We start from the raw sequence: 25,825 nt of genomic DNA, 5'->3' as shown, positions 1-25,825 counted from the left end.
ATGGTTTCTCGTTTGCTCCGGCAAAGTCAGCGGGCATAGAGTCAGGCTGACCGATCCCCGCTTGTGAAAGTGACGCCCATGCGCCGTCCCGTCTGGCTGACTCCTGCCGTCCTCACCATCTTTCTGTCGGGGGCGGCGATGATGAGCGTATCCATGGGCTCGCGCCAGTCGCAAGGCCTGCTGATCGGGCCGTTGTCGCTGGACCGTGATTGGCCGTTGGCCACTTTTTCCCTGGCGGTGGCGGTCCATAACCTGATGTGGGGTTTTTTCCAGCCCTTCGCCGGGGCCGCCGCCGACCGTTGGGGCGCCGCCCGTGTCGCCGCCCTGGGCGCCCTGGCCTTCGGTATCGGTATGATGATGACTGCCAGCGGTGGTGCGCTGATGACCACCATCGGCCTCGGCGTGGTGTCCGGTTTCGGTTTGGCCGCCACCAGCTTCGCCGTTGTCGTCGGCCCGGTCAGCCGCGCCGTCAGCCCGCAGCACCGCACGGTGGCCATGGGCGCCGGTCAGGCCTTGGGCTCGTTCGGCATGATGGCGATGATTCCGTTATCGCAATGGATGATCGGCACCTATGGCGCCACCCAGACCATCTGGATTTTGGCCACATTCTCGCTGGCCTCGATCCCGCTGGCCTTTATCCTTAATCGCGGGGAAAAGGCATCGCGTCCGCCGCTTACCGTGGTTGGCGACCTGACCATGAAGGAAGCCCTGCGCGAGGCTTGGCGCCATCCCGGCTATCGCCTGCTGGCCGCCGGTTTCTTCGTCTGCGGTTTCCAGGTGACCTTCATCGGCGTTCATTTGCCCGGCTATCTGGCCCTGTGCGGTATGAGCCAGGGGGCGGGGGCCACCGCACTGTTGGTCATCGGCGCCTTCAACGTGCTGGGCACCTGGGGCATGGGCCATCTGTCGCAGAGATATCGGCCCAAGCACGTTCTGTCGCTCATCTATCTGGGCCGGGCCATCGCCACCATCGCCTTCGTCATGGGACCGAAGAACGAGATCACCCTGTTGGCTTTTGCTGCTTCCATGGGCTTGATGTGGTTGTCCACCGTACCGCCGACCTCGGGTCTGATCGCCACCGTGTTCGGTCCGCGTTATCTGGGCATGCTGTTCGGATTGGTGTTCTTCACCCATCAGGTCGGCAGTTTCCTGGGGTCGTGGCTGGGCGGCATCATCTATGATGCCACTTTGTCCTATGACGTCATGTGGATGGGCACGGCCATCCTGGGCGTGGTCGCCGCCATCTTGCACCTGCCCATCAATGACCGTTCGTTGCGGGCGGCGCAGCCGGCCTAACGGGAATAGACCGGCGACATCAGCACCGGGGCCGGGCCTTGGGCCGGGGCCGGCGCATAGGATGACGCCGCCGGCGCGGTGGCGCCGGTGCCCACCCGTTGGGCCACGGTGACGCGCACGGTGGCGCCCCACATGGACCCGGTTTCCACCTGCACGGTGGCGGCGCGGTCGGCGCGCACATAGGACATGACGCTGGTCCCCGAGGTGGCGGCCATGATCGGTTCCCAGCCGAAAGCGGGCATCTGGTTGAGATAGAAGGCGGTGGCCTCGGACGAGGATTTCCACAGCTTCATCACCACCCGACCGGTCCAGCGGTCCTTGTCGCCCAGGATCAGCGAGCGCTCGTTGTCCATGGTGGCGCCGGACGGAATGGGGATATCGGTCAGCAAACCGAAATCGATCTGCTGCTGCGGGTCGCCGGACTGGGTCTGCGGCAATGATGTGGTGTTGCCGCACCCGGCGAGAAGCAGGGCGGCAAAAGCGGGGATTGCGAGACGGGCCATGGTCTTCATGGCGCCAAAGGTACAGAAAACCCCTGAAGCCGACAAGTATCAGTGGTCGAGGAAATATTCGGCCAGGGCTTCGTACTCCGCCCCCTCGCCGCCCAGATGGCTGCGGTACAGGGTAAAGCCAGTGACCGGCAGCAGGGCGGTGAAGGGTGAATGATGGGCGACGAAAGCGGCGATGCGCTCGGGTGGGGCCGCTTTCAGCCAGGCCAGGGTGACGTGGGGGGTGAATTTTCGGCTCTCGGCCTCCAGCCCGACATCGCGCGCCGCCTGTTCGATCCGGCTTTGCAACGAGTCCAGTTCGGGATGGGCGGCGACACCGGCCCACAACGCCCGCGGCTTGCGCCCGCCGAAAGTGCCGAAGCCGTCCAGGCGCACATCAAAAGCCGGTCCGTGAATGTCGTGCAGGCGCTGGTGCAGATCCTCGGCCACGCCTTCATCGACCTCGCCGATAAAGCGCAAGGTGACGTGCAGGTTGCGCGCCGCCAGCCAGCGCGCGCCGGGAATGCCGCCGGCCAAGGCCGCCAGCCGTGCCGCCAGATCAGCCGGTAGGGCCAGACCGACGAACAGACGGATCACGGCACCGTTCCGGTCAGGACGGTCAGTACCCCGGTATAGCCGTACAGGCGCTGGCCGCTGATCTCGCCATTGGCGAAATAGCCGATCAGCGGCACCGCCGGCCCCAGCGCCTGACGCACCTGGGCCAGTTCCGCCCCCGGCTCGCCGAACATATGTTCCCCCCGCGCCGTGCAGGTGACGTAAATCGCCGCCAGCGGCAGCCGACCTTGCAGGCGCCCGCAGACATCGTCGAGCATGCGAGCCAGATCGGCCTGGGCGGCGATGGGATCGCGCCGCACCAGCATCAGCCTTTGCCCCACATGGATGTCGTCGGCCACCGCCAGCCAGCCTTGGGCGGTGTCCAGCCCCATCAGCGTGCGCACCACGTAATCGCCCTGGTCCGATCCCTCCACCGGCAGGGCGGCATGGATATAGCCGGCGGCGCGGCGGGGATCGCGGGCCAGCAATTCCCCCACTTCCGCCTTGAACACCGCAAGCGCTGACTTGCCATCCAGGCCGGCGACCACGTTGGCCCAGCCCTCGGTTACCGCATGCAGCGGGCCGATGGGGGTGCAGCCCTGGGTAAGACCGACCACCGCCTGGATCGGCTCGGCCAGCAATACCCCGGACAGGGCTCCGGGCAGAACGCTGCCGGCCAGATGCGACGGATGGTCGCCCGCCGCCACCAGACCGCCGGTCAAAAAGCCGATGCCGTCGGCCAGGGATTCGATCAGCGCCGGCAGGCCGGCATGACGCGGATCACCATGAACCAGGGCGATGGACGGGCTGTTGGCAGTGGCCCACAGCCCCAGGCGGGCGGCGAAATCAGCGGCGTCGGTGCTGGAAAACAGCTTGAAGGCGCCTTCCGGCACTTGCCCCAGCATCACCGCCATGGCGCCGCCATCGCGGATTTCCTGGTTGCCGACGCAAAGGCCGGGCACCGCCGCCCCCACCCAGTTTTCCACTCGGGTGGTTTCGCGCAGGAAGGTCAGGATCGACGGCAGATCGGCGGCAAAGGCTTCGGTCGTATACAAGATACCCAGATTGGCCCGGCCCACCGCCGCCGACACCCGTTCCAGGCAGGCCTTGGCCGCCAGCCCCCAATGATCGGCCACCGCATGGGCGGCGACGAACAGCGGTCTCATGGCCGCACCTGATCCAACAGCTTTTCCACCATGGGCAGCATGCGCCCCACCATCACCGCCACCCCGGCCCCGGTGGGGTGCAGGCCGTCTTTCTGGTTCAGCGCCGGATTGGCGGCGACGCCATCGAGAAAGAACGGATACAGCGCCACGCCGCGATCCTTGGCCACCTGGGTATAAGCGGCGCGGAAGGCCTGGCCGTATTCGGGGCCGAGATTGGGCGGCGCTTCCATGCCGGCCAGCAGCACCTTCACCCCGGCGCCTTGCAGCTTGGCGATGATGGCATCCAGATTGGCGCGCAGGCGGTTGGTGTCCAAGCCGCGCAGGCCGTCATTGGCGCCCAGGGCGACGATGGCCGTCTGCGGCTTGTCGGCCAAGGCCCAGTCCAGCCGGGCCAAGCCGCCGGCGGAGGTGTCGCCCGACACCCCGGCATTGACGACGCGGACGTCGCGGCCCTTGGCTTTCAACGCCGCCTCCAGTTGCACGGGAAAGGCTTCCGCCGCCGGCAAGCCGTAGCCGACGGTGAGCGAATCACCCAGGGCCAACAAGGTGACCGGGGCCGCCCTGGCTGGGCTCACGTTGACAATGAAGGCCAGCGCGCCATATGCGACCAATGATTTCTTGATGAAAGACCTGCGCCGCATGTCCAGTTCCCATAGCCAGCCGCTGATCCGATTGCGCGGCGTCACCCTCAACTTGGCGAGCTTGGCCGGTCAGGTCAACGTCTTGCGTGGCATCGACCTGGAGGTGAACGATGGCGAGACCATCGGCATCGTCGGTCCGTCGGGCTCGGGCAAGTCGTCGCTGCTGATGGTGCTGGGCGGGTTGGAGCAAGCCAGCGGCGGTGAAGTGCAGGTGGCCGGCCATGATCTGACCGCCCTGAGCGAGGATCAATTGGCCCGCATGCGCCGCGACCACGTGGGCATCGTCTTCCAGTCGTTTCAACTGATCCCGACCATGACCGCCTTGGAAAACGTCGCCGTGCCGCTGGAACTGGCCGGAATCCCTGACGCCCTCGACCGGGCCGAGGCCGAATTGCGAGCGGTGGGTCTGGGCCATCGGCTGGATCATTATCCCGGCCAGATGTCCGGCGGCGAGCAACAGCGCGTCGCCCTGGCCCGCGCCGTCATCGCCCGCCCGCGCCTGTTGCTGGCCGACGAGCCCACCGGCAATCTGGACGGCGCCACCGGCGCCGATATCACTGACTTGATGTTCGATCTGCATCAGCGCCATGGCTCCACCCTGGTGCTGGTGACCCATGACCCGGCCTTGGCGGCGCGCTGCGACCGCGTGGTGCGTCTGGCCGATGGTCGGGTGGCGTCGTGATCGCCATCGCCGCCCGCTTCGCCCGCCGGGAATTGCGCGGCGGGCTCAAGGGTTTTCGCATCCTGGTCGCCTGTCTGGCCTTGGGGGTGGCGGCCATCGCCGCTTCGGGCTCGTTGAAGGCGTCGTTCCATCAGGCGCTGTCCGAGGATGCCCGCGCCCTGTTGGGCGGCGACATCGAATTGCGCCAGTCCTATGTGCCGATCACCCCTGAGCAACGGGCCTTTCTCTCCCGTTTCGCCACCGTCTCGGAAGTGTCCGACATGCGGGCCATGGCGCGGGCCGGCGATGCCCGCCGGCTGGTCGAGCTTAAGGGTGTCGATGATCTCTATCCCCTGGCCGGCACCCTGGTCACCCAGCCGCCCTTGCCCCTGACCGAGATGTTGCGTCAGCAAGAGGGTGTTTGGGGCGCCGCCGCCGATCCACATCTGCTGGACGCCCTGGGCGTCGCCATCGGCCAGCAGGTGCAGGTGGGGGCCATCCGCGTCGAGATCCGCGCTATCCTCACCGCCGAGCCCGACCGCGTCGCCAACGCCCTGTCCTTTGGTCCGCGCCTGCTGGTATCCCATCAGGCGGTCAGCGAAACCGGGCTAATCCAGCCGGGCAGTCTGATCCGCTGGGGGGCACGGCTGGCCCTGTCCCCCGGCAGCGATGCCGCCCGACTGAAAGCCGATCTGGCCCATGCCTTCCCCGATGCGCCATGGAGCTGGCGCGACCTGACCGAGGCCGCCCCCGGCCTCGACCGTCTGCTCGACAATCTGGCCGCCTTCCTCACCCTGGTCGGGCTGACCGCCCTGCTGGTCGGCGGCATCGGCATCGCCAACGCGGTCAAGGCCTATCTCGACGGCAAGCTGGCCCATATCGCCATCTTCAAGGCGCTGGGCGCCCCCAGCCGCCAGATCGGTCTGATCTATGGGCTGCTGGTCGGCGGGTTGTCCGCCCTGGGCATTGTGATCGGTCTGCTTTTGGGCGCCGCCGCCCCCTGGGTCTTGGTTCAGGTGGCCGGCGATGCTTTGCCGCTGGCCGCGCGGGTCGGGCTTTATCCGCTGCCCCTGACCATCGCCGCCGCTTTCGGCGCCCTGACCGCCCTGACCTTCGCCCTGTGGCCGCTGGCGCAAGCCGCCCGCGTGCCGGCCACCGCCTTGTTCCGCCAAGCGGCCAGCCCGCTTGCCACCCGTCCGCAAGGCTGGTTGCTGGTGGTGCTGGTGACGACCGCCGCCGCTTTGGCCGCGCTTGCCGTCATCGCCGCCGACCGCCGCGATATCGCCGCCATTTTCGTCGCCGCCGCCATCGCCTTGCTGGGCCTGTTCCGCCTGCTGGCCTGGGCCTTGTCGCGCGCCGCCGCCTTGGCGACCAAACGCCGTCGCGGTCTGATGGCCCGGCCCACCGCCCGCGTCGCCCTGGCCAATCTGCACCGCCCCGGCTCGGCGGTGGTGTCCATGGTGCTGTCGCTGGGCCTGGGGTTGACCGTGCTGGTGACCATCGCCCTGATCGAGGGCAATCTGGCCCGCCAGTTCGGCCAGACCCTGCCGGCCCGCGCCCCCAGCTTCTATTTCATCGACCTGCAACCGGATCAAAGCGACCAATTCGACACCATCATCACGGCGGTTGCCCCCGCCGCCAGCGTCGAAAAAGCCCCCATGGTGCGCGGTCGCATCACCCAGTTGAACGGCCAGGCCATCGACGCCGCCCAGGTGGCGCCCGAGGTGCAATGGGCCTTGCGCGGCGATCGCGGCCTGACCGCCGCCGCCAGCCAGCCGCCGCACACCGTCTTGCAGGCCGGCACGTGGTGGCCCGCCGATCATGCCGGGCCGCCGCTGGTCTCGGTGGATGCCGGTCTGGCCAAGGGTCTGGGCCTCAAGCTGGGCGACAGCCTGGGCCTGAACATCCTGGGGCGCGAACTGACTTTGAAAGTGGCCAGTCTGCGTCAGGTGGAATGGACCAGTCTCAACATGAATTTTGCCCTGATCCTGTCGCCCAACGCCCTGGCCGGCGCTCCCTTCATCCACATCGCCACCGTTCATGCCGACGAAGCGGATGAAGCCCGGGTGGAAAAGGCGGTCAGCGATGCCCTACCCAACGTCTCGGCCATCCGCGTCAAGGAAGCCCTGACCCAGGTGCGCGCCATGATCGCCCATGCCGATCTGGCGGTACGGCTGGCCGGCTTGGTCACCCTGGCCGCCGGTGCCCTGGTCTTGGCCGGGGCGGTGATGGCGGGTCATCGCCGCCGGGTGCGCGAAGCGGTGATCCTGAAGGTGCTGGGCGCCACCCGGGGCGAGCTGTGGCGGGCGTGGATGCTGGAATTCTCGCTGATCGGCGCCGTTACCGGCCTGTCGGCGGCCCTGTTCGGCAGTGTGGCGTCGTGGGCGATCATCGTCCATGTCATGCGCGGCGAATGGGTGTTCTTGCCCGGCCTGACCATGGCCACCTTGGCCATCTGCATCACCGCTGCCCTGGCCGCCGGTTTTGCCGGGGCTTTCGCCGCCCTGCGCCTGCCCGCCGCGCCGGCTTTGCGGCAGGAATGATTCACGGAATCTTGACGAGGCGGGATTATCATCCAACATATGAGATCAAGGCGGTGCCGGTTTCCCCTGACGGGGAGGGGCCGCCGAACCGGGCGCCGAATGACGGGCCCAGATTTCAGCACTCTCTCGCTCACCCCAGAGGAGGAGATACCATGAGCCGCATGTCCGCCTTCAACAGCCCGCTCTTGTTGGGTTTCGACCATTTCGAGCGCGTGCTCGACCGCGTCGCCAAAAGTCAGGGTGAAGGCTATCCCCCCTACAACATCGAACAGATCGGTGAAAACGGCCTGCGCATCACCTTGGCGGTGGCCGGCTTTTCCATGGATGATCTGGCGGTGGGTCTGGAAGACAACCAATTGATCATCCGCGGCCGTCAGGCCGAGGATGACCCGTCGCGTATTTTTCTGCATCGCGGCATCGCCGCCCGTCAGTTTCAACGCGCCTTCGTGCTGGCCGAGGGTATCGAGGTGCAATCCGCCACCTTGGACAACGGCCTGCTGCATATCGACCTGTACCGACCCCGCCCTGAACCCAGGGTGAAGACCATCCCCATCAACGGCGCCAGTGTGGGCAGTGACCGGGTCGCCGGCCCCCGCACCATCGACGTGGCGGACGAAGATGTCCGTTCCGTGCGCTCCCGACCGAGAACCGGCCAATAGGAGGTACGACCATGCAAGACCTTTCCACCCTGCTCTATCCCATGAGCGCTTCCGATTTCGCCTCCTGGGGCATGCCTGAACTGGCTTTCGTCAAGCGCGTGGTCGAAAACAGTCAGGTCAGCTGGACCATCCATTCCGCCGACGGCACCGCCATCGGCGTCGCCCCCAGCCGCGATCTGGCCTTTGCCGCCATCATCCAGCACGAGTTGGAACCGGTCAGCGTGCATTGAGAAATCCGGGGCGGGGGATCACTTCCCCGCCCCGGCCTTGATCACCCCGGTGAAAACGTCGCGCATGGATTCGAAAGCCGGCGGCGGCAGGCCGTCCAGTTGCGCCAGCCGGTCGGCATAGCGCCGCACCATCCAAGGTGTGGCGCCGCCACCGAAGCTTTGGCGGTAATCCTCTTCGCCCAGTTCGGCATAGGCCACGTACAGGAAGGTGACGAACAGGCGGATATCGTCGCCCAGCACCGGCATGATGGCGGCGATGGCCTCGGTGGAGGTGCCGGCGATGTGGGCCAACACCCGGCGCAGTCGACCATTGTCGCTGCCGGGGAACAGCCGCCCCAGATCCATCTGGGTGCACACCTTCCACAGGATTTCGCCGTCGATGGTATCGCCCGACGATTTGATCAGCCGGCTGGCATTGCCCAGCAGCAGGGGCTGACCGCCACCGGCCATGTTGGCGCGCTCCTCGCGGCTGGCCAGGGCGCGCAGTTCCGCCGGCTCGCGGATATCCAGGATGCGCGGCCCCAGTTTCACCACCATGGCCGGTTCCAACGGGGTGTAATGGGGGATCAGCCGGGCCTGCCAGTCGAAGCGCAAATAATCGCGGATCACCGCGAACAGGGAATCCCCCGCCCCGGTGATGGTGCGGGTGACGTCGGGCGGCGGCTCGATCAGTCCCATGGCCACCAGCAGTTTGCGCCACAGCGGCAATTTGTCGATCTGGGTTTCGCGTACGCGTCGGCTGGCGCCAAGCTTGCGGCGGAAATGCCGCCGGGCCGAGGCGCGTACGATCAGTGCCACCGCCTCGCCCAGGGTGCGGCCGCACCATAGAAGACCGTCCATCTCACGCACCGGCTGACGCTGGGCATCGATCACCGAATCGGTGAACAATTCCGGACGGGTGCGGAACAGGGTGAAGCAGGAATCCAGGATTTCCGGATCGTTCATGGCCGCTTCATAGATGCCGGGGCCGGCATCGAGCTTGGCCAAGGCCGGAATCTCGCGCCGGAAAATGGCAGACATTTCGCCCTTCAAGGCGTCAACGATCTGATCCGTGGGCCGGGACAGCGCCATGGCATCGGTTAAAGCAGCGACCATGCGCCACCCTTTCATAACCAGTCCACGCCCATACCCAGTTACGGTATTACCATCTCGATAAATAAAATTGCAGTGTTGAATTGTGATATTTCCGCATCGCAGCAACCCGTGATGCGGGCAAAAAAAACAGGGCGGACAATTGCCCGCCCCGTTCTTCAATCAAGGGTTTCTACAGACCGTATTGAGCGGCCATCACCGGGTCCTTGGCGGCGACGACGCGGGCCAGATCGACGATGACCTTGGCCTGCTTCCAGGTGGCGTCGTCCTGCATCTTGCCGTCGATCATCACCGCGCCGGTGCCGTCGGGCATGGCGTCCAGGATTTTCTTGGCGAACAGCACTTCGCCGACATCGGGGCTGAACACCTTCTTGGCGATGTCGATCTGGTTGGGGTGCAGGCTCCAGGCGCCGGCGCAACCCAGCAGGAAGGCGTTGCGGAACTGCGCCTCACAGGCCGGGCTGTCGGAGAAATCGCCGAACGGGCCATAGAACGCCTTGATGCCGGCGGATTGGCAGGCATCAACCATCTTGGCCACGGTGTAATGCCACAAATCCTGCTGGAACAAGGTGCGCGGGGCATCATTTTTGGCGTCTTCGAGAACACCATAGAACGGATGACCACCGCCGACGCGGGTGGTCTTCATGCCGCGGCTGGCCGCCAGATCGGCCGGACCCAGGCTCATGCCGTGCATGCGGGGGCTGGCTTGGGCGATGGCGGCGACGTTTTCCACCCCCAGCGCCGTTTCCAGGATGGCATGGATCATGATCGGCTTGCTGACGCCATGCTTGGCTTCCAACTGGGCCAGCAGCTGATCCAGGTAATGGATGTCCCACGGGCCTTCCACCTTGGGCAGCATGATCACATCCAGCTTGTTGCCGGCCTCGGCCACCAAGGTGGTGACGTCGTCGAGGAACCAGGGCGAGTTCAGGCAATTGACGCGGGTCCACAGGCCGGTGCCGCAAGCCGGGTCCCAGGCGCGGGCCACCTCGACGAAACCGGCGCGCGCCGCTTCCTTGGCATCGGCGGGGATGGCATCTTCCAGATTGCCGAGCAGAACGTCGACGTTCTTGGCCATGTCCCCCGCCTTGGCCCGCATCTTTTCCACATGCGGCGGGAAGAAATGGATCATGCGTTCCAGCCGCACCGGCAATTCGCGATAGGGCGCAGGGGCGCCGATGGCCAACGGCTCGAAGAACTTCCTGGGCGGCTTGATGCTCATGATGCGCAATCCTCTTGCGGGGAAACCGGTGTGGGGCGCAATAATGATGCGTCATACTGCGCCGCACAAGGGATTTGTTGCGCGTTACCAGCCCCGCTTCAGCCCATGGGCGATGGCTGCGTAATCGGGCTCGTTGTCCGGGCACAACACGCCGTGGCGGATGAGGAAATCCAGGATCACCAGATTGACGTTGGCCTTGAAATCCTGGGTGTCGCGGATGCGGGCCATCACCTCGTCCACCTCCATCAGGGCGAAGCTTTCCACCTCGCCATCGGTGTTGCGCGGGGTGAAGTCAGGGGGCAGTTCCAGGTCATAGCAGAACATGACATCGGGCTTCAGCCCCCATTGGTCCTCGACGCAATAGGAGATCACGCCCACCGGGCGGGCGGTCTGGGCCAAGGCCGCCGGCACGTCGGCTTCTTCCGCCGCTTCCTTGATCAGGTTGTCACGCAACGACAGATGGGCGGGCTGGCCGCCAGCGATCAGATTGTCCAGCTTACCCGGGGCCACGGCCCGTTCCGGTGCCCGCTTGGCCACCCACAATTTCAGCCGCTCGCCGTCACGGACGAAGCCGTTGACGTGAACGCCGAAGGCGCGCACCCCGAACAGGCTGACCACGCCGCGATCCATGGTCATCACCGGTTCTTCCCCCCAGGTGCGGGCGACACGATAACGTTCGCCGCGCAAGGGGGGCGTCTGCCATTTGGCGTGCAAAGCCCGGCACACCTGATCCACCGCTTGCGAGCGCGCCTCCGGTTCGCTCAGGTGGCGCTGAAGATGGACGGCATCGGGGGTGACGGCAAAAACCGCCTCGTATTCCTCCAGATGCCAGGCGATGTCACCGCGCACCCACCCCACCTGCCGCCCGCCGACGATGAAGGGGCGGAAGCGGTTGAGATCGTGACGATTGCAGGCATCGATGTGATCAAGAAAAGCCATGGCCCCAGATGGAAACGCAAAGCCCACCCCCAGGTCAAGCACCGCATGGCCCCAGCCCAACCGGACGGTGCGGCGGCAAAGCGGCAGTCCGTGACCGAATTACCGATTTTTTGAGTGCGATTTCATGGCCCTAGTTGATTGTCCAGCAATGGACTAAACCTTATGGCGGGGCTATACTCCGGCCCTCTCGGGGTTGAGATCATAAGGTTTCTGGAGGAAAAGATGACCGAGTTCGCGAAAAAGACCCTCGCCGATTGGGATGCCCTGGCGTCCAAGGATTTGAAGGGCAAGTCGCCGGAAACCCTGACCTGGGACACCCCCGAGGGCATCAAGGTCAAGCCGCTTTACACCGCCGCCGACCTGGAAGGCCTGGAAGAACTGGACACCCTGCCCGGTTTCCCGCCCTTCCTGCGCGGGCCGCGCGCCACCATGTATGCGGCCAAGCCGTGGACGGTGCGCCAATACGCCGGCTTCTCCACCGCCGAGGAATCCAACAAGTTCTACCGCAAGAATCTGGCCGCCGGTCAGCAGGGCATCTCGGTCGCCTTCGACCTGGCCACCCATCGCGGTTATGACAGCGACCATCCGCGCGTGGTCGGCGATGTGGGCAAGGCCGGCGTCGCCATCGATTCGGTCGAGGACATGAAGATTCTGTTCGACGGCATTCCGCTCGACAAGATGAGTGTGTCCATGACCATGAACGGCGCCGTTCTTCCCGTGCTGGCCGGCTATATCGTCGCCGCCGAGGAGCAGGGCGTTTCCCAGGACCAATTGTCGGGCACCATCCAGAACGACATCCTGAAGGAGTTCATGGTCCGCAACACCTATATCTATCCGCCGGCCCCCAGCATGCGGATCATCGCCGACATCATCGAGTACACCTCGAAGAACATGCCCAAGTTCAATTCCATTTCCATTTCCGGCTATCACATGCAGGAAGCCGGCGCCACCGCCGTGCAGGAACTGGCCTTCACCCTGGCCGACGGTCTGGAATATGTGCGTGCCGCCCAAGGCCGCGGCCTGAAGATCGACGATTTCGCTGGCCGGCTTTCGTTCTTCTGGGCCATCGGCATGAATTTCTTCATGGAAATCGCCAAGATGCGTGCCGGTCGCCTGTTGTGGGCCCGTATCATCAAGCAGTTCGATCCGCAAAAGCCGTCTTCCATGGCGCTGCGCACTCACTGCCAAACCTCGGGCGTGTCGCTGACGGAAAAGGATGCCTATAACAACGTCATCCGCACCACCATCGAGGCCATGGCCGCCGTCCTCGGCGGCACCCAGTCGTTGCACACCAATGCGCTGGACGAGGCCATTGCGTTGCCGACCCCGTTCTCGGCCCGTATCGCCCGCAATACCCAGCTGATCATCCAGGAAGAAACCGGCATCCCCAACGTGATCGATCCGCTGGCCGGCTCCTATTACGTGGAAAGCCTGACCAACGCCTTGGCCGAGGAAGCCTGGAAGCTGATCCAGGAAGTGGAAGAACTGGGCGGCATGACCAAGGCGGTCGAATCCGGCATGCCCAAGATGAAGATCGAGGAAGCCGCTGCCCGCCGCCAAGCCCGTATCGACCGGGGCGAGGAAGTGGTGGTCGGCGTCAACAAGTACCAGCCGGCGGAAGAAACCCCCATCGAGATCCTGGATGTGGACAACGCCATGGTGCGGGACGCGCAGATCGCGCGGCTGAAGCAGGTCAAGGCCAGCCGCGATCAGGCCAAGGTCGACGCTGCCCTGGCCGCCCTGACCCAGGCCGCTGAGACCGGTGAAGGCAATCTGCTGGAACTGGCCGTCATCGCCACCCGGGCCCGGGCCACCGTCGGCGAGATCTCGGATGCCATGGAAAAGGCCTTCACCCGTCACCGCGCCGTCAACCGCACCATTTCCGGTGTCTATGGCGGCGTCTACAAGGACGATGACGGTTTCGCCAAGCTGAAGGCCGATATCGACGCCTTCGCCCGTGAAGAAGGCCGCCGTCCGCGCATGCTGGTGGTCAAGATGGGCCAGGACGGCCACGACCGCGGCGCCAAGGTGATCGCCACCGCTTTCGCCGATATCGGTTTCGACGTCGACGTCGGTCCGCTGTTCCAGACCCCGGACGAAGCCGCCCGCCAAGCCGTCGAGAACGACGTGCACATCGTCGCCGCCTCGTCGCTGGCCGCCGGGCACAAGACCTTGGTACCGCAGCTGATTGCCGAGTTGAAGGCGCAGGGCGCCGGCGACGTCATGGTGGTCACCGGCGGCGTCATTCCGCAGCAGGATTACGACTTCCTGTACAAGGCCGGCGTTGCCGCCGTCTACGGCCCAGGGACCAACATCCCCAAAGCCGCCGGTGAAATCCTGGAACTGCTGAAAAAGAAGAAGAATGCCGCCTGATCAATCGATCGGTGAGTGAACAAAAGGCCATTCGGGGCAGCCCGGATGGCCTTTTGTGTTGCAGGGTGGCTGCTAGCCCATAACCCAATGGGATCAAAGGGATCTTATCCCTTTGAAGAGCTTACTTGGGCCGGTTGGCCATGTCGATTTCCAGCTCGGCCCGGGTCAAGGCCGCATCCAGTTGTGCCGCCAGGGCCGCGCGCTTGTCGGCGGGTGCCGCCTTCAACTGGCGCAGCAGATCATCGGCGTCCAGCATGGTGGCCGAGGCGCTGGGCGACGACACCGTGGCCAGCCGCGCCCGCACCGTCTCGACCCGCGCCGAACGGATGGAAATATCGGCACTGTCGCTGCCCTTGGTCTCCGCCGTCAAGCCGGCTTCGGCCCCCAGCAGCAGCAAGGCCATCACGATCACAATGCTATGTTTCAGCATGGGTTTTCTCCTTGTCACAAGCCCCATTCCCGCAGCAATACGGCGGCGATGGCGCGCAAGCCATGGCCCAGGGGCGAGCGGTAATCACCGTCCATGCGCACTTGGCCGCGCAACGGTACCGGTGGCACCACCCGATCATCCACCGGCTTCAGCCGCAACCGATAGACGGCAACATCGGGCACCAGATTATTATGATCGAATCGGGCGGGAATGGTACCACCATAAGGTACAGCCAGACTGGGTTCGGTCAGGGCGGTGACGGCAACGCGGTCGATGGCGGTGATGGTGGCGTCGATGCCGGCATCACGGCCATCGGGGATGAAATAGGCGCTGGCCCCCACCCGCAGGCGCGGCACGTCCTCTTCCGCCACATAGGCTTCCAGCACACCGCCCTGGCGCAGGCCCAGCAAGGGTTCACGTTGATTGATCCATTGGCCCGGCTGCACCAAAGGCGACGAATCGGTGACGATACCGTCCATGGGGGCAAGCAGTTCCAACCGGTCCTGTTCATTGGCGAGGGCGGCGCGTTCGGCCTGGGCGGTGCGTAATTCCTCGGCGATGGATTGGCTGCGGGCGCGGAAATCGGAATCCATGCCCGTCGCCGACAGCTCATAGCGCAAGGCGGCGACGCGGCTGTCCAATTGTTGGCGCCGGTGTTCGGCATCGGGATTGTCCAGGCGGGCCAGTACCGCTCCGGCTTCGACCCGGTCGCCATCCTTGACCGTCACCTCGCGCAATACCGCGCCGAACGGCACATAGATCAGGCTGTATTCTTGGGCTTTCAGCAGGGCCGGCGCGGTGACCTTGCCGTTCCACGGCACCACCAGCAGCAACAAGCCCCCCAGCAGAACGGCCAAAGGCCAACGCACCCGACGACCGGCGCGGATGGCCGGCAGCCGTTTTTTCCATTCCCGGATTTCGGCCCACACCGGTTTGACCACGAACCAGCCGATTTCCACCATGAACAGGATGATCCCCACCAGCTTGATGAAAAAATGATAGACCAGCACAGCGATGCCCAGGAACAAAATCAGCCGGTACAGCCACACCCCCCAGGCGAACACGATCATGCCCAGATGAGTGCGGGGCGGCAAATGTTCGGGCATCGGTTCGCCCAGGCCGAACAGGGTTTCGCGCAGGTGCCAGCGGGCCAGGGCAAAAGAGCGCGGATGCAGGTTGGGTTGATCCAGCGTGTCCATGGCCAGGAAATAGCCGTCAAAGCGCATGAACGGCGACAGGTTGATGGCCAGCGACGAGATCCAGGTGGTTGCTGCCAGGGTGAAAGCCATGGACCGGGCCGTACCGTCAGGCAGCAGACCCCAGGCCAGACTGGCCCAGGCGGCGATGGTCAACTCGGCCAGGATGCCGGCACCGCCCACCAAAAGCCGCTGGCGGCGGGCGTTCAGCTTCCACGCTTCGTTGACGTCGGTGTAAAGCATCGGCCACAGCACCAGAAAGGCCACCCCCATGGTCGGCACCCGGCAGCCGAAGGCTTTGGCGGTATAGGCATGGCCCAATTCGTGGCAGATTTTGGCCAATCCCAAGGCGATGCCGAAAGCAGCCAGTCCGGTGATGGAAAAGTGATCGACAAAGGTGGCGGTGAAGCTCTGCCATTGCCGCCCGATCAGCAGCAATCCGACCAATAACGCCAAGAGTGTGGCCAAACGGAAACCGCGCGATCCCAGCCACCTCACCCAGGGCAAGGTCCGCCCCAGCCAGGCATCGGGCCGCACCAGCGGCACCCGGAAGAACAGGTAATGGTGCAGCAGCCAAGTCAGCCACGACGATTTGCCGGACTGGTGGATGGAAAGCAGCCGATCCACCGCCCCAGGGCTGTCCGCCTTCAGCAACTGAGAGCGGGCCAGGAACTCGGCCACGCCCAGGATATCGTCCTCGTCCACCTCCAGCACCGTATCGGTCTCGATGGCGGTACGGATGGCCGCTGGTTCACCCAGGTGCCAGCGGCTGAGAATCTCGAAGGCAGGCCAGCCGATACGGAAAAACCGGTTGGACAAGGGGTCGTGCAAGGTCCAGCTGGGGGCGCCATCACGGCCCACCGGACCAGGATAAACCGCCAATTCTTCGCGCAGCAGGGGCAGGGCCGCCGCATCCATGGATCAAAAACCGATAAACTGTCGAATGGTGGCCAGCGGGCGACGGAAGGCCCACCAGATCAGCGGCACGGTATCGCCGTCGATGCGGGCGGTACCCTTCAACCCCAGCCGCGGCTTGTCCTCGGCCTCGGCCAAGGTGGCACGGATACGGTGGGCGATGCTGGCATCGGGCCGCGCCGCTGCCTCATAGGCGACGGAACGGACGCGGGCCTTCACCGGTGACAGTGGATTGGTGTTGAGAAACAGGGTCAGCGGCCCGCCGGGACGCACTTCCCCCACATCGGCCACCGCCACCCAGGCTTCCACCTCGGTATCGGTTTCGTCGGCCACCGCCATCACCTTTTCGCCCAGGATTACGGGACGTCCGATCCAGTCGGCGACATCATCGAAGACGGCGATGCCCGCCTTCGGCGCCTTGACCTGGATGCGTGCCAACTGGCTTTCCAACAGACGGACCTCGGCGGCCTTCTCCTCGGCCTTGCCGGCCAGGATGGCCGCCTGGGTCTTGGCCTTGGCATCGAACACCATGGCCTGGGCGGTTTGGCGGTACTCGGCTTCGGCCGTCGCCAGACTTTGCCGGGCCACATCCAGGCGACCGGTCAGGGTGGTGGAATCAAGTTCGAACAACACCTGTCCCTCGGTCACCGCATCATTGGGTCTGACCGCCATGCGACCGATCACCCCTTCCAGCGGCGCGCGGATCAAAACCGGATGGGCGGCGACGCTTTCCGCCGGTGCCAGCACCGAACTGGTCACCGGAAACAGGGCCACCAGCACCCCTGCCGCCATCATGGCCCAGCCCTTGCGTCCACGCGGCTTGGGCCAGGCGACCCGCTTGGGCGTCAGCGCCCGCAGCGACAAGCCGACCAGCTGGGTCAGCCGCTCCAACATGGCGACTTCACCTTCGCTGAAGGCATCATCGCGGGCATAAAACACAGAGCCGCCGTCAAACGGCAACAACAGGCCATGGGCCGGCAGCCAATCCGCCCATTCCGCCCCGCCATCCGTTTGCGTCAAGGGCCGTGGCTGATCGTCGCGAAAACCGGCCAGCAAGTGTTGCAGCCACAATACATAGGGGGAGCCGGTATCCACGTTGGCCGCCCCCGACAGCGCCAGCACTCCCTGATCGCGGCGCCATAGGGCCGCCTGACGATAGGGAACCAGGGTGTGGGCCAGATTGACCGCGATAAAAGCGGTTTCCATGACGCTGGAGGCCTTCAGAACCCGGCTTTCCACGTCCAGCCAGACATAAATCGGATCACTCATACAAAACTACCCGTCACGGCGGCGGCGACAGCAGCACCTTACCCGACATTCCGGCGGCAAGCTCGGGGAAATGGCCGCCGATGGCGCCGGTGACCTTGACCGACTGGCTGACCGGATCGATGCGGGCGCCGATGCGGGTGAGTTTGACCGGATAGGTCCTGGCGGTCTCGTCCATGGCCACCTGGAAGAGGTGACCGGGTTTCAGCCACACCAGCCATTTGGACGGCACGATGAAATCCAGCTCCAGCACGCTGTCGTCGAGGATGTCCAGCAGCGCCTGACCGGGCTGGACGTATTGCTGGGCGCGGACCTTCTGTTCCACCACCCGACCGTCGAAGGGGGCGGGCACCGTGCATTTGCCCAGCACCGCGCCGCTGGCGTCGACCTTGGCGCGGGCCTTGTCGCGCTCGGCCTGGGCCACGTCGCTTTCCAGCTTGCCGATGGTCTGCAATTCCAGCAGCCGGGTGTTCACCGCCACCGTCTTCTCGGTGGCGCCCAAGGCCGCCCGCGCCTCGGCCATCTGCGCCCGCTGGATCGAGCAGTCAAAGGCGATCAGGGTGTCGCCCCGCTTGAACCGCTCGCCCTCGCGCGCCCCCACCTTCTCCACCTTGGCGCCGATCTCGGCGGCCAAGGTGGTGAAGTCGCGCGGGCTTAATTGCGCCCGCAAGTCCTGCGCCGCCGCCGGGGCGGCCAGCCCGAAAAGCAGCGGCAGAATGCGCCACCAGCCTGTCATCGGGCGCCGTCGCTGCCCGCCGCGAACCAGCGACCCAGGCCGGCCAGCGGCCCGGGCTCGTCCGGCAGGGACGGCGTGGTGTCGGGCAAGGCGGCGACGCTGGCCTGCTGGGCTTGGCGGCCCCATTCCTCCAGGCGGGCGGCGATCACCGCCGACAGGCTGGACAGATCGTGGCTGGCGACGCTGTCGGGCATCAGATCGTGGCCGATGCTGGCCTGCATCTTGGCATAGGATTGCTCGACCTGAGCATAGGTCTGGAAGCGGCGCAGCGCCGAGGCGATGGCCGAGGCGCTGCCCGCCACCCGTTCCAGCATGCCCTGGGCGTCGTTGGCGGTCTTGGCCGCCGACAATTCATAAAGCCGCCGGTCGACCCGCCACAATTCGTCCGATTGCTGGTATTGGCTGACGGCGTTGCGGTATTGCCGTTCCGACACGTGCACCTGGGCCAGCACCGCCATGCGCAGGGCCAGCCGCTTGGACTTGACCACCTCTTCGTTGGTTTCGGCGTAGCTGATGGCGTCGGGGCCGCTGATCAGGTTCATCAGGTTCCACGAGAGCTTGGCCCCGGCCTCGTACCAGTGATTGCTCATCAGGAACGAATTGTGGTCGTAATTGCGGCTGGCGGAAAAGGTGATGCCGGGAAACAGCCGGGTGATCGCCTTGCGGGTGTCGTTGACGCTGATCCGGGCCAGATAGCCCTGTTCGCGCAGGTCGGCGTTGTTGGTGAAAGCCAGTTCCTCCATGCGCTCCAGTTCCAGCTCCCAGGCCGGAACTTGCAGATCGCCCGGCACCGTCAGCACCAGTTTGGTCCCCGGCGGGGCGTTGATCAGGGCGGCCAGCTCGATCTCGGCGGTGGACAATTCCTGCTGGATGGCGGTCAGCTGCCGCAGGGTTTCCAGCAGGGATTTCTGATAGCGCAAGCTTTCCGCCGGCGCCTTCAGGTTCTCGCGCTCGACAATCTTGGCCCGGTCCAGCGCCACCTTGGCCTCGGCCACCGCCTTTTCCACCTCACCCTTCAGTTCCTGGTGGGCGGCGGCGCGCCAAAAGGCGAAGCGCACTTCCTGCACCAGATTGTGCACGGTCTTGCGCTTGCGCTCTTGCGCGATCAGGGCGCGGTCGGCGTTCTGCTTGGCGGTGAAATAGCTGAGGCCGAAATCCAGCACGTTCCACGACAGGCCCAGATCAGCGGTGTAATTGTCGCGGTCGGTGGAATAGCTGGGGCTGGTGCCGGTGGTCTGGGTCTTGACGTCGCGCGATACCGTGGCGTTGGGTTCCGAGCGCGAGGTGAAGCCGGCATTGGCGGCCAGCTTGGGCAGCATGTCCCAGCGGTCGACCTGGGTCTGGCCCAGGGCCAGGCCTTCCTCCATCACCTTGGCCCGACGGTCGAGATTGTATTTGAGCGCCCGGGCGATGGCGTCGGACACGGTCAGCGGACCGGAAAGCGGCGCACCGCCCTTGAACATGTCGGCGCGGTCGTCGCGGGCCGCTTGTGCCAGCTGCTCGGGGCTGAACGGCTCGGGCGTCATGGCGCAGGCGGCCAGCAGGGCGACCAGGGACGCGGAGGCCAGCAGACGCGTGGCACGGGAAAAACCGATCATTGCAAACACCCCCTTTGATGATCCCTACGCGGCCTTGCCGCTGGTCTTCAATGCGTTGAACAAAACCGCCTGCTTGGTCGCCTGGCCATCCTGGCCCAGCGCCCGCAATTGCGCCGTCAGGCCGGGACGGCCAACCGGGGATGCGTCGCCGGTGCGACCGGGAGCTTGCGGACCGCCCTGGCCCTGGCCTTCACCCTGGCCCCCGTCACGACCGCCACCACCTTGGCCGCCCTCTGCCGGCGCGGCATTGCCCTGGCCCTGGCCGACGACGATCTTGAAGGTCTGAACCACTTGGCGGCCTTCGTTGTCGCGGGCGATGACGCGCACCACCACCTCGCCACGGAAACCGGGTGGCGGTGTTCCCTCGAAAGTGCCGGTGGAGGGATTGAACGCCATCCAGCCCGGCAGCGCCGCGCCATTGGCCCGGGTCGCTGTCAGCGACACCACCGCGTCGGCCTTGGTATGGGCGAAGGTGTCGGTCGGAATGGTCACCGAGATGCGCGCACCCTCGGCCACGATCGCGTCACGCATGGGCGCGTTGATCACCAGGGCATCGCCGCCCCCGGCCGGCTTGGCGGCGACAACCACCTGGAAGGCATTGGTCGCCGGGCGGGTCATGGTGCTTTCCACCGGCGGCAGAGCGGGCGGTGTCGGCGGTGCCGCCACTGGGGCGGTGATGGTGACGGTGGCCGGGGCCGAGGCCACCGAGACATTGCCGGCGGCATCGGTGGCGGTGGCGGTCAAGGTGTGGCTGCCCACCGCCAAGGTGGCGGTATAGGTCCAGTTACCGGCACCGTCGGCGGTGACCGTGCCCAGCAAGGTGGCACCGTTATAAATCTTCACCGTCGCATTGGCCTCGGCCGTACCGGTGACCGGGACGGTGGTCGAGGTGCCGCCGGTGGCCGCCAGACTGGGCGCGTTGGGCGCTATGTCGTCGGTGGTCACCCTGACCGACAGGGACGTCGATGCGGCGCTTTCATTGCCCGCCGCATCCTTGGCCTTGGCGGTGAAGGCATACGTGCCCAGGGCCAGGGTGGTGCCGGTGTGGTCGAAGCTCCAGGCGCCGGCGCCGTTGGCGGTGGCGGTGCCGATGGAGACGCCGTCCTTGAACACCTCGACCGTGGCATTGGCCTCGGCGGTGCCGCTGATCACCAAGGTCTGGTCGGTAGTGATGCCGTCGCTGGTGGACGAACCGCTGTCGCTGGAAATGGCGGTGACCGCGGGCGCTGACGGCGCGGTGGTATCCACCGTCACGTTCAAGGCCGAGCAGGTGGCGCTGTCCTGGCCGCTCAAGGTGGCCTTGGCGGTAAAGGCGTGGGCGCCAGCGGCCAAGGTGGTGCCGGTGTGGTCAAAGCTCCAGGCGCCGGTACCGTCGGCGGTGGCGGTGCCGATGGAAACGCCATCCTTGTAGACGGTGACGGTGGCATTGGCCGGGGCCGTGCCGCTGATGGTCAAGGTGGCATCGCTGGTGATGCCGTCGCTGTTGGAACTGCCGCTATCGGTGGAAATGGCCAGCCCGGTCGGCGCCGCCGGCGCTATCCTGAGCCTTGGCGGTGAAGGCATAGGTGGCCAGGGACAAGGTGGTGCCGGTGTGGTCGAAAGACCAGGCACCGGTACCGTCGGCGGTGGTGGTGCCGATGGACACCCCATCCTTGAACACTTCGACGGTGATATTGGCCGCCGCCGTGCCGCTGATCACCAGGGTCTGGTCGGTGGTGATGGCATCACTGCCCGAGGTGCCGGTGTCGGTGGAGATGGCGGTAACCGCCGGCACCGCCGGCGCGGTGGTATCCACCGTCACCGCCTTGGCGGTCGAGGCGGTGCCGACATTGCCGGCCAAGTCGGTGGCGATGGCGGTGAAGGCATAGCTGCCCTCGGCCAGGGTGGTGCCGGTGTAATCAAAGCTCCAGGCGCCGGTGCCGTCGGCGGTGGCGGTGCCGATGGACACCCCGTCCTTGAACACCTCGACCGAGGCATTGGCCTCGGCGCTCCCGCCGATGGTCAAGGTGGTGTCGCTGGTGATGCCGTCGGTGGCCGAGTTGCCAGTGTCGCTGCTGATGGTCAAGGCCGAGGGCGCCGCCGGCGCGGTGGTATCGACCACCACAGTCTTGGCGGTGGACGCGGCGCTGTCCTGGCCCAACAACCGCGACACGGCGGTGAAGGCATAGGTCCCCTCGGCCAGGGTGGTGCCGGTGTAATCATAGGTCCAGGCGCCGGTGCCGTCGGCGGTGGTGGTGCCGATGGACACGCCATCGCGATAGACCAGCACGGTGGCATTGGCCGGAGCCGAGCCGGTGAGGATCAGCGTCGTGTCGGTGGTCTTGCCATCGCTGTTGGAACTGCCGCTATCGGTGGAAATGGCCAGCCCGGTCGGCGCCGCCGGCCCCGTCACCACCTGCACGTTGAGCGCGGTCGAGGCGGCGCTGGCATTGCCGGCGCTATCCTGGGCCTTGGCGGTGAAGGCATAGGTGGCCAGGGCCAAGGTGGTGCCGGTGTGGTCGAAAGACCAGGCGCCGGTGCCGTCGGCGGTGGTGGTGCCGATGGACACCCCATCCTTGAACACTTCGACGGTGATATTGGCCGCCGCCGTGCCGCTGATCACCAAGGTGGTGTCGGTGGTGATGGCGTCGGCGCCATCGACGCCGGTATCGCTGGAAATGGCGGTAACCGCCGGCACCGCCGGCGCGGTGGTATCCACCGTCACCGCCTTGGCGGTCGAGGCGGTGCCGACATTGCCGGCCACGTCGGTGGCGATGGCGGTGAAGGCATAGCTGCCCTCGGTCAGGGTGGTGCCGGTGTAATCGAAGCTCCAGGCGCCAGCGCCGTTGGCGGTGGTGGTGCCGATGGACACCCCGTCCTTGAACACCTCGACCGAGGCATTGGCCTCGGCGCTGCCGCCGATGGTCAAGGTGGTGTCGCTGGTGATGCCGTCGGTGGCCGAGCTGCCAGTGTCGCTGCTGATGGTCAAGGCCGAGGGCGCCGCCGGTGCGGTGGTATCGATGGTCACCGACAACCCGGTCGAGGCAACGCCTTGATTGCCCGCCGCATCGGTGGCCTTGGCGGTGAGGGTGTGCGCCCCCGCCGACAACGTCGAGGCGGTGATCGACCAATTGCCCGACCCGTCGGCGGTGCCGGTGCCCAGCACGGTGCTGCCGTCGGTGTCGTACAGGGTCACCGTGGCGTTGGCTTCGGCCGTGCCGGTAAAGGTGGGGGTGGTGGTGCTGGTGATGTTGTCGGTATTGGTGCCGCTGTCGCTGCCGGCGCTCATGTCCGGGGCCGAGGGGGCGGTCGGCGCGGCGGTGTCGATGGTCACCGACAGCCCGCCCGAGGCGACGCCCTGGTTGCCGGCGACATCGGTGGCCTTGGCGGTGATGGTATGCGCCCCCGCCGACAAGGCCGACACGGTGATCGACCAATTGCCCACCCCGTCGGCGGTGACCGAACCGATTTCCGTGGTGCCGTCGGTGTCGTACAGCTTGACGATGGCATTGGCCTCGGCGGTGCCGCTGAAGGTCGGCGTGGTGTCGCTGGTGATGTTGTCGGTATCGGTGCCGCTATCGGTGTCGGCGGTCATGTCCGGGGCCGACGGCGCGGCCGGCGCGGCGGTATCTATGGTCACCGCCAGCCCAGTGGACGCGGCGCCCTGGTTGCCCGCCGTGTCGGTGGCCTTGGCGGTGATGGTGTGCGCCCCCGCCGACAAGGCCGACACGGTGATGGTCCAATTGCCCACCCCGTCGGCGGTGACCGACCCGATTTCCGTGGTGCCGTCGGTGTCGTACAGCTTGACGATGGCATTGGCCTCGGCCGTGCCGCGGAAGGTCGGCGTGGTGTCGCTGGTGATGTTGTCGGTATCGGTGCCGCTATCGGTGCCGGCAGTCATGTCGGGGGCCGAGGGGGCAGCGGGGGCGCTGTTGTCCAGGGTGAAGGTGCGCTGATCGGTGCCGCTGGGGGTGATGCTGGACAGCGCCTGGGACGCGCCGTTGACGATGTTCTGCCCGCCCTTCAGCCCCAAGGTGACGGTGCCGGTGTGATTGGCGATATCGCCGCCGGAAACCGTCACGTCATAGGCGTTGCCGCCAGCCGAAACGACACTGACGCTTTCGCCGGTCAGTTCGGCCACGTCGAAATCAACCGTGCCATCGGCCAGATTGCTGACCGCTTCATTGAACGTCACCCGCCACGTCAAACTGTCGGCGTTGGTGGTGGCAGAGGCAGGGGTTTGACGCTCAACCGAGGTGACGGTGGGGCCGGTGGGAGCGTTGGCCGTCGATGTAAAGGAAAAGGTCAGCGTTCCACGGAGAGCATGTTGGTTAGCGAGCTCGGGAATTGCTGAAAACACAAGAACCTTTGAATTCTCCGACGATATAGAAAAGATGCCGGCGCCGTCAGGTATCGACGAATACTCGTCTCCAGTCACACTATAATCTATATCTGCATCTGATGTTCTTGATATAGCATCAATTGATGCAAGACTTCCATCAGAAAAACTTATGTAAAACTCATTCACTCCATAGGCATTAGAGTCTTCTGGCCACGTTATGGTGATCGTATTGGATTGTATATCAACACGTATGTTTCCGTCACCGCCAAATATCTCGACATGCGAGTCTGAAACCGTAGCGTTGTAATACCAGCCAACACCGGCCCACCCCTCTTGGCCACCGACCGACCCCATCGACGTCACATAGTCGTCGCTCTCCGCACTTGATCCCATTATGACCGTCGTGCCAATAACATTCAGGGATGAGTGGTAACTCGAGATGACAAATTCGGCGGCCTCCACCATCCCTGTCCGGCTCTCCAGCGACCAATCCCCGCCCAGGCCTGCCGCCCCCGTGACATCGTCGGAAGCAGCCACATCCGCGCCGGTGGCCGTGGCCAGATTGGCGATAAAGGTACGTCCCACCTCGCTCGCCGCCACCGAGCAGCCATAGACCAGCAGATCGCCATCAGCCGACAAAGCCTGACCCAAGGCGGCAAACCCGGCCTGAATACCGGCCTGTGACAGGGCGGCGGCGTCAATGGTGTCCGAGCCCAGGACCAGAACGCCATCATCGCCATGGCTGAGAATATGGACGGCATCATAGTCTGCATGGGTTTGCGCCCACTTGGCCATCTGGGCCAAGCCGCTTTCACCGCCATCGATCAGCACCACTTCGATGCCGGCGCCGATGCTGTCCACCAGGGATTGGTAATCGGCAACGCCGGTATCGACGAAGGCCACTTCCTTGCGGGCCGGGGCCGGGGCGGCGGCATCAGCGACAGACGCCGCCTGGGCGGCAATGGCGGCGGCATCGTCACCAGCCGCATCGGCGGCATGATCGACCGCATCGGCCATGGCGGCGCCATCGAACATCAGCCGAGGCTCAAGCGCCATCAGCATGGAAGACAGGCGCATCTGGCCCGTGGCGGACCTGGAAACGGAGCGGCGAGGCTTGGCGAAATGTGTCATGGCGCGCATCCAAATGTAGGAAGGCAACCCCATCCCCAGGGGGTGCCAATACCACCTTGGTTCATAAGCTAGAATGAATTGCAATCTAATGGTAGTAAAAAATTATGCCTACTCCTGCACTAATCTGCGCGAATTGTATCACGATGTATCTATCGCTGTCGCTTATGCAGAGATATCGCCCATAACGACTCCATTGGTCTTATCAATCCACCGCCACCCCTCACCCCGGCAGCAAGGATGCCACAGCCCATGGTTTTATAATTGTCGATTCTGACAATTTTAATCAATTCTCGGGCACAGAACACATCTTGATTGATTTTTTATGCCAACAACAACAACCTTAGCTTGCTTGTGGCTATGGCCCATG

At 65.2% G+C, this 25,825-nt stretch carries 20 protein-coding genes; 6 read left to right on the top strand and 14 right to left on the bottom strand.

Features of this window, described 5'->3' with window-relative positions:
- Nucleotides 1–78 precede the first annotated feature (78 nt).
- Nucleotides 79–1,296: an MFS transporter gene (locus MGMSRV2_RS16085; RefSeq protein ID WP_024081418.1), complete on the top strand. Its 1,218-nt coding sequence runs from the start codon at nucleotides 79–81 to the stop codon at nucleotides 1,294–1,296.
- Here the strand turns inward: MGMSRV2_RS16085 and MGMSRV2_RS16080 are convergent.
- The 4 genes from MGMSRV2_RS16080 to MGMSRV2_RS16065 are packed head-to-tail and all read right to left on the bottom strand — an operon-like array spanning nucleotide 1,293 to nucleotide 4,146.
- Nucleotides 1,293–1,799 carry a hypothetical protein gene (locus MGMSRV2_RS16080; protein WP_144084320.1) on the bottom strand — a complete coding sequence of 169 codons (507 nt, stop codon included), beginning with the start codon at nucleotides 1,797–1,799 and terminating at the stop codon, nucleotides 1,293–1,295. The two genes, MGMSRV2_RS16085 and MGMSRV2_RS16080, sit on opposite strands and share 4 nt — an antisense overlap.
- A gap of 48 nt (nucleotides 1,800–1,847) precedes the next feature.
- Nucleotides 1,848–2,381, bottom strand: coding sequence for an RNA 2',3'-cyclic phosphodiesterase (thpR, locus tag MGMSRV2_RS16075; protein ID WP_024081416.1), 534 nt, complete (start codon nucleotides 2,379–2,381; stop codon nucleotides 1,848–1,850).
- Complete coding sequence (locus MGMSRV2_RS16070) at nucleotides 2,378–3,505, bottom strand: FIST signal transduction protein (protein ID WP_024081415.1); 1,128 nt, start codon at nucleotides 3,503–3,505, stop codon at nucleotides 2,378–2,380. Before MGMSRV2_RS16070 ends, thpR begins: the two co-directional genes overlap by 4 nt.
- The gene (locus MGMSRV2_RS16065; protein WP_024081414.1) at nucleotides 3,502–4,146 is read right to left on the bottom strand and encodes an arylesterase; all 645 of its coding nucleotides are present in this window, start codon (nucleotides 4,144–4,146) and stop codon (nucleotides 3,502–3,504) included. Before MGMSRV2_RS16065 ends, MGMSRV2_RS16070 begins: the two co-directional genes overlap by 4 nt.
- Between MGMSRV2_RS16065 and MGMSRV2_RS16060 the strand changes: the two genes are divergently transcribed.
- The 4 genes from MGMSRV2_RS16060 (at nucleotide 4,145) to MGMSRV2_RS16045 (ending at nucleotide 8,239) form a co-directional block, all read left to right on the top strand.
- Nucleotides 4,145–4,828 (top strand): ABC transporter ATP-binding protein, encoded by a 684-nt coding sequence (locus tag MGMSRV2_RS16060; RefSeq protein WP_041634688.1) that lies wholly within the window; start codon nucleotides 4,145–4,147, stop codon nucleotides 4,826–4,828. The two genes, MGMSRV2_RS16065 and MGMSRV2_RS16060, sit on opposite strands and share 2 nt — an antisense overlap.
- Nucleotides 4,825–7,350 (top strand): ABC transporter permease, encoded by a 2,526-nt coding sequence (locus MGMSRV2_RS16055; RefSeq protein ID WP_024081412.1) that lies wholly within the window; start codon nucleotides 4,825–4,827, stop codon nucleotides 7,348–7,350. Before MGMSRV2_RS16060 ends, MGMSRV2_RS16055 begins: the two co-directional genes overlap by 4 nt.
- Before the next feature lie 152 nt (nucleotides 7,351–7,502).
- Nucleotides 7,503–8,009 (top strand): Hsp20 family protein, encoded by a 507-nt coding sequence (locus tag MGMSRV2_RS16050; RefSeq protein WP_024081411.1) that lies wholly within the window; start codon nucleotides 7,503–7,505, stop codon nucleotides 8,007–8,009.
- Nucleotides 8,010–8,020: 11 nt separating this feature from the next.
- Nucleotides 8,021–8,239: a DUF1150 family protein gene (locus MGMSRV2_RS16045; protein WP_024081410.1), complete on the top strand. Its 219-nt coding sequence runs from the start codon at nucleotides 8,021–8,023 to the stop codon at nucleotides 8,237–8,239.
- Nucleotides 8,240–8,257: 18 nt separating this feature from the next.
- Here MGMSRV2_RS16045 and MGMSRV2_RS16040 read toward each other — a convergent pair whose 3' ends face one another.
- The 3 genes from MGMSRV2_RS16040 to MGMSRV2_RS16030 form a co-directional block, all read right to left on the bottom strand.
- Nucleotides 8,258–9,334, bottom strand: a complete 1,077-nt coding sequence (locus MGMSRV2_RS16040) for a hypothetical protein (protein ID WP_144084319.1) — start codon at nucleotides 9,332–9,334, stop codon at nucleotides 8,258–8,260.
- 169 nt (nucleotides 9,335–9,503) lie between these two features.
- Nucleotides 9,504–10,553: an HpcH/HpaI aldolase/citrate lyase family protein gene (locus MGMSRV2_RS16035; protein ID WP_024081408.1), complete on the bottom strand. Its 1,050-nt coding sequence runs from the start codon at nucleotides 10,551–10,553 to the stop codon at nucleotides 9,504–9,506.
- An 84-nt stretch (nucleotides 10,554–10,637) separates the two neighbouring features.
- The gene (locus MGMSRV2_RS16030; protein ID WP_024081407.1) at nucleotides 10,638–11,492 is read right to left on the bottom strand and encodes a DUF4743 domain-containing protein; all 855 of its coding nucleotides are present in this window, start codon (nucleotides 11,490–11,492) and stop codon (nucleotides 10,638–10,640) included.
- A 222-nt stretch (nucleotides 11,493–11,714) separates the two neighbouring features.
- Here MGMSRV2_RS16030 and scpA point away from each other — a divergent pair, with 222 nt between their 5' ends.
- Nucleotides 11,715–13,865 (top strand): methylmalonyl-CoA mutase, encoded by a 2,151-nt coding sequence (gene scpA, locus MGMSRV2_RS16025; RefSeq protein WP_024081406.1) that lies wholly within the window; start codon nucleotides 11,715–11,717, stop codon nucleotides 13,863–13,865.
- Nucleotides 13,866–13,986: 121 nt separating this feature from the next.
- Here the strand turns inward: scpA and MGMSRV2_RS16020 are convergent, their stop codons facing one another.
- Genes MGMSRV2_RS16020 through MGMSRV2_RS15990 form a run of 7 tightly spaced genes read right to left on the bottom strand, consistent with a single transcriptional unit; the run spans nucleotide 13,987 to nucleotide 25,458 of the window.
- Complete coding sequence (locus MGMSRV2_RS16020; RefSeq protein WP_024081405.1) at nucleotides 13,987–14,295, bottom strand: hypothetical protein; 309 nt, start codon at nucleotides 14,293–14,295, stop codon at nucleotides 13,987–13,989.
- A gap of 14 nt (nucleotides 14,296–14,309) precedes the next feature.
- Nucleotides 14,310–16,409 (bottom strand): HlyD family efflux transporter periplasmic adaptor subunit, encoded by a 2,100-nt coding sequence (locus tag MGMSRV2_RS16015; RefSeq protein WP_024081404.1) that lies wholly within the window; start codon nucleotides 16,407–16,409, stop codon nucleotides 14,310–14,312.
- A gap of 3 nt (nucleotides 16,410–16,412) precedes the next feature.
- On the bottom strand, nucleotides 16,413–17,675 hold the full coding sequence (locus MGMSRV2_RS16010; RefSeq protein WP_024081403.1) for an efflux RND transporter periplasmic adaptor subunit: 1,263 nt from the start codon (nucleotides 17,673–17,675) through the stop codon (nucleotides 16,413–16,415).
- 13 nt (nucleotides 17,676–17,688) lie between these two features.
- Nucleotides 17,689–18,408, bottom strand: a complete 720-nt coding sequence (locus tag MGMSRV2_RS16005; protein WP_024078832.1) for an efflux RND transporter periplasmic adaptor subunit — start codon at nucleotides 18,406–18,408, stop codon at nucleotides 17,689–17,691.
- Nucleotides 18,405–20,006, bottom strand: a complete 1,602-nt coding sequence (locus tag MGMSRV2_RS16000) for a TolC family protein (protein WP_024081402.1) — start codon at nucleotides 20,004–20,006, stop codon at nucleotides 18,405–18,407. The genes MGMSRV2_RS16005 and MGMSRV2_RS16000 overlap by 4 nt, the downstream gene beginning before the upstream one ends.
- Nucleotides 20,007–20,030: 24 nt before the next feature.
- Entirely contained in the window at nucleotides 20,031–21,569 is a 1,539-nt protein-coding gene (locus MGMSRV2_RS15995; RefSeq protein ID WP_024081401.1) for an Ig-like domain-containing protein, read from the bottom strand.
- Nucleotides 21,502–25,458, bottom strand: coding sequence for an Ig-like domain-containing protein (locus MGMSRV2_RS15990; protein ID WP_024081400.1), 3,957 nt, complete (start codon nucleotides 25,456–25,458; stop codon nucleotides 21,502–21,504). The genes MGMSRV2_RS15995 and MGMSRV2_RS15990 overlap by 68 nt, the downstream gene beginning before the upstream one ends.
- Nucleotides 25,459–25,825: the final 367 nt, after the last annotated feature.

This window comes from Magnetospirillum gryphiswaldense MSR-1 v2 (genome assembly GCF_000513295.1).
GTDB lineage: Bacteria > Pseudomonadota > Alphaproteobacteria > Rhodospirillales > Magnetospirillaceae > Magnetospirillum > Magnetospirillum gryphiswaldense.
This window is presented reverse-complemented; position numbering and strand designations above follow the sequence as displayed.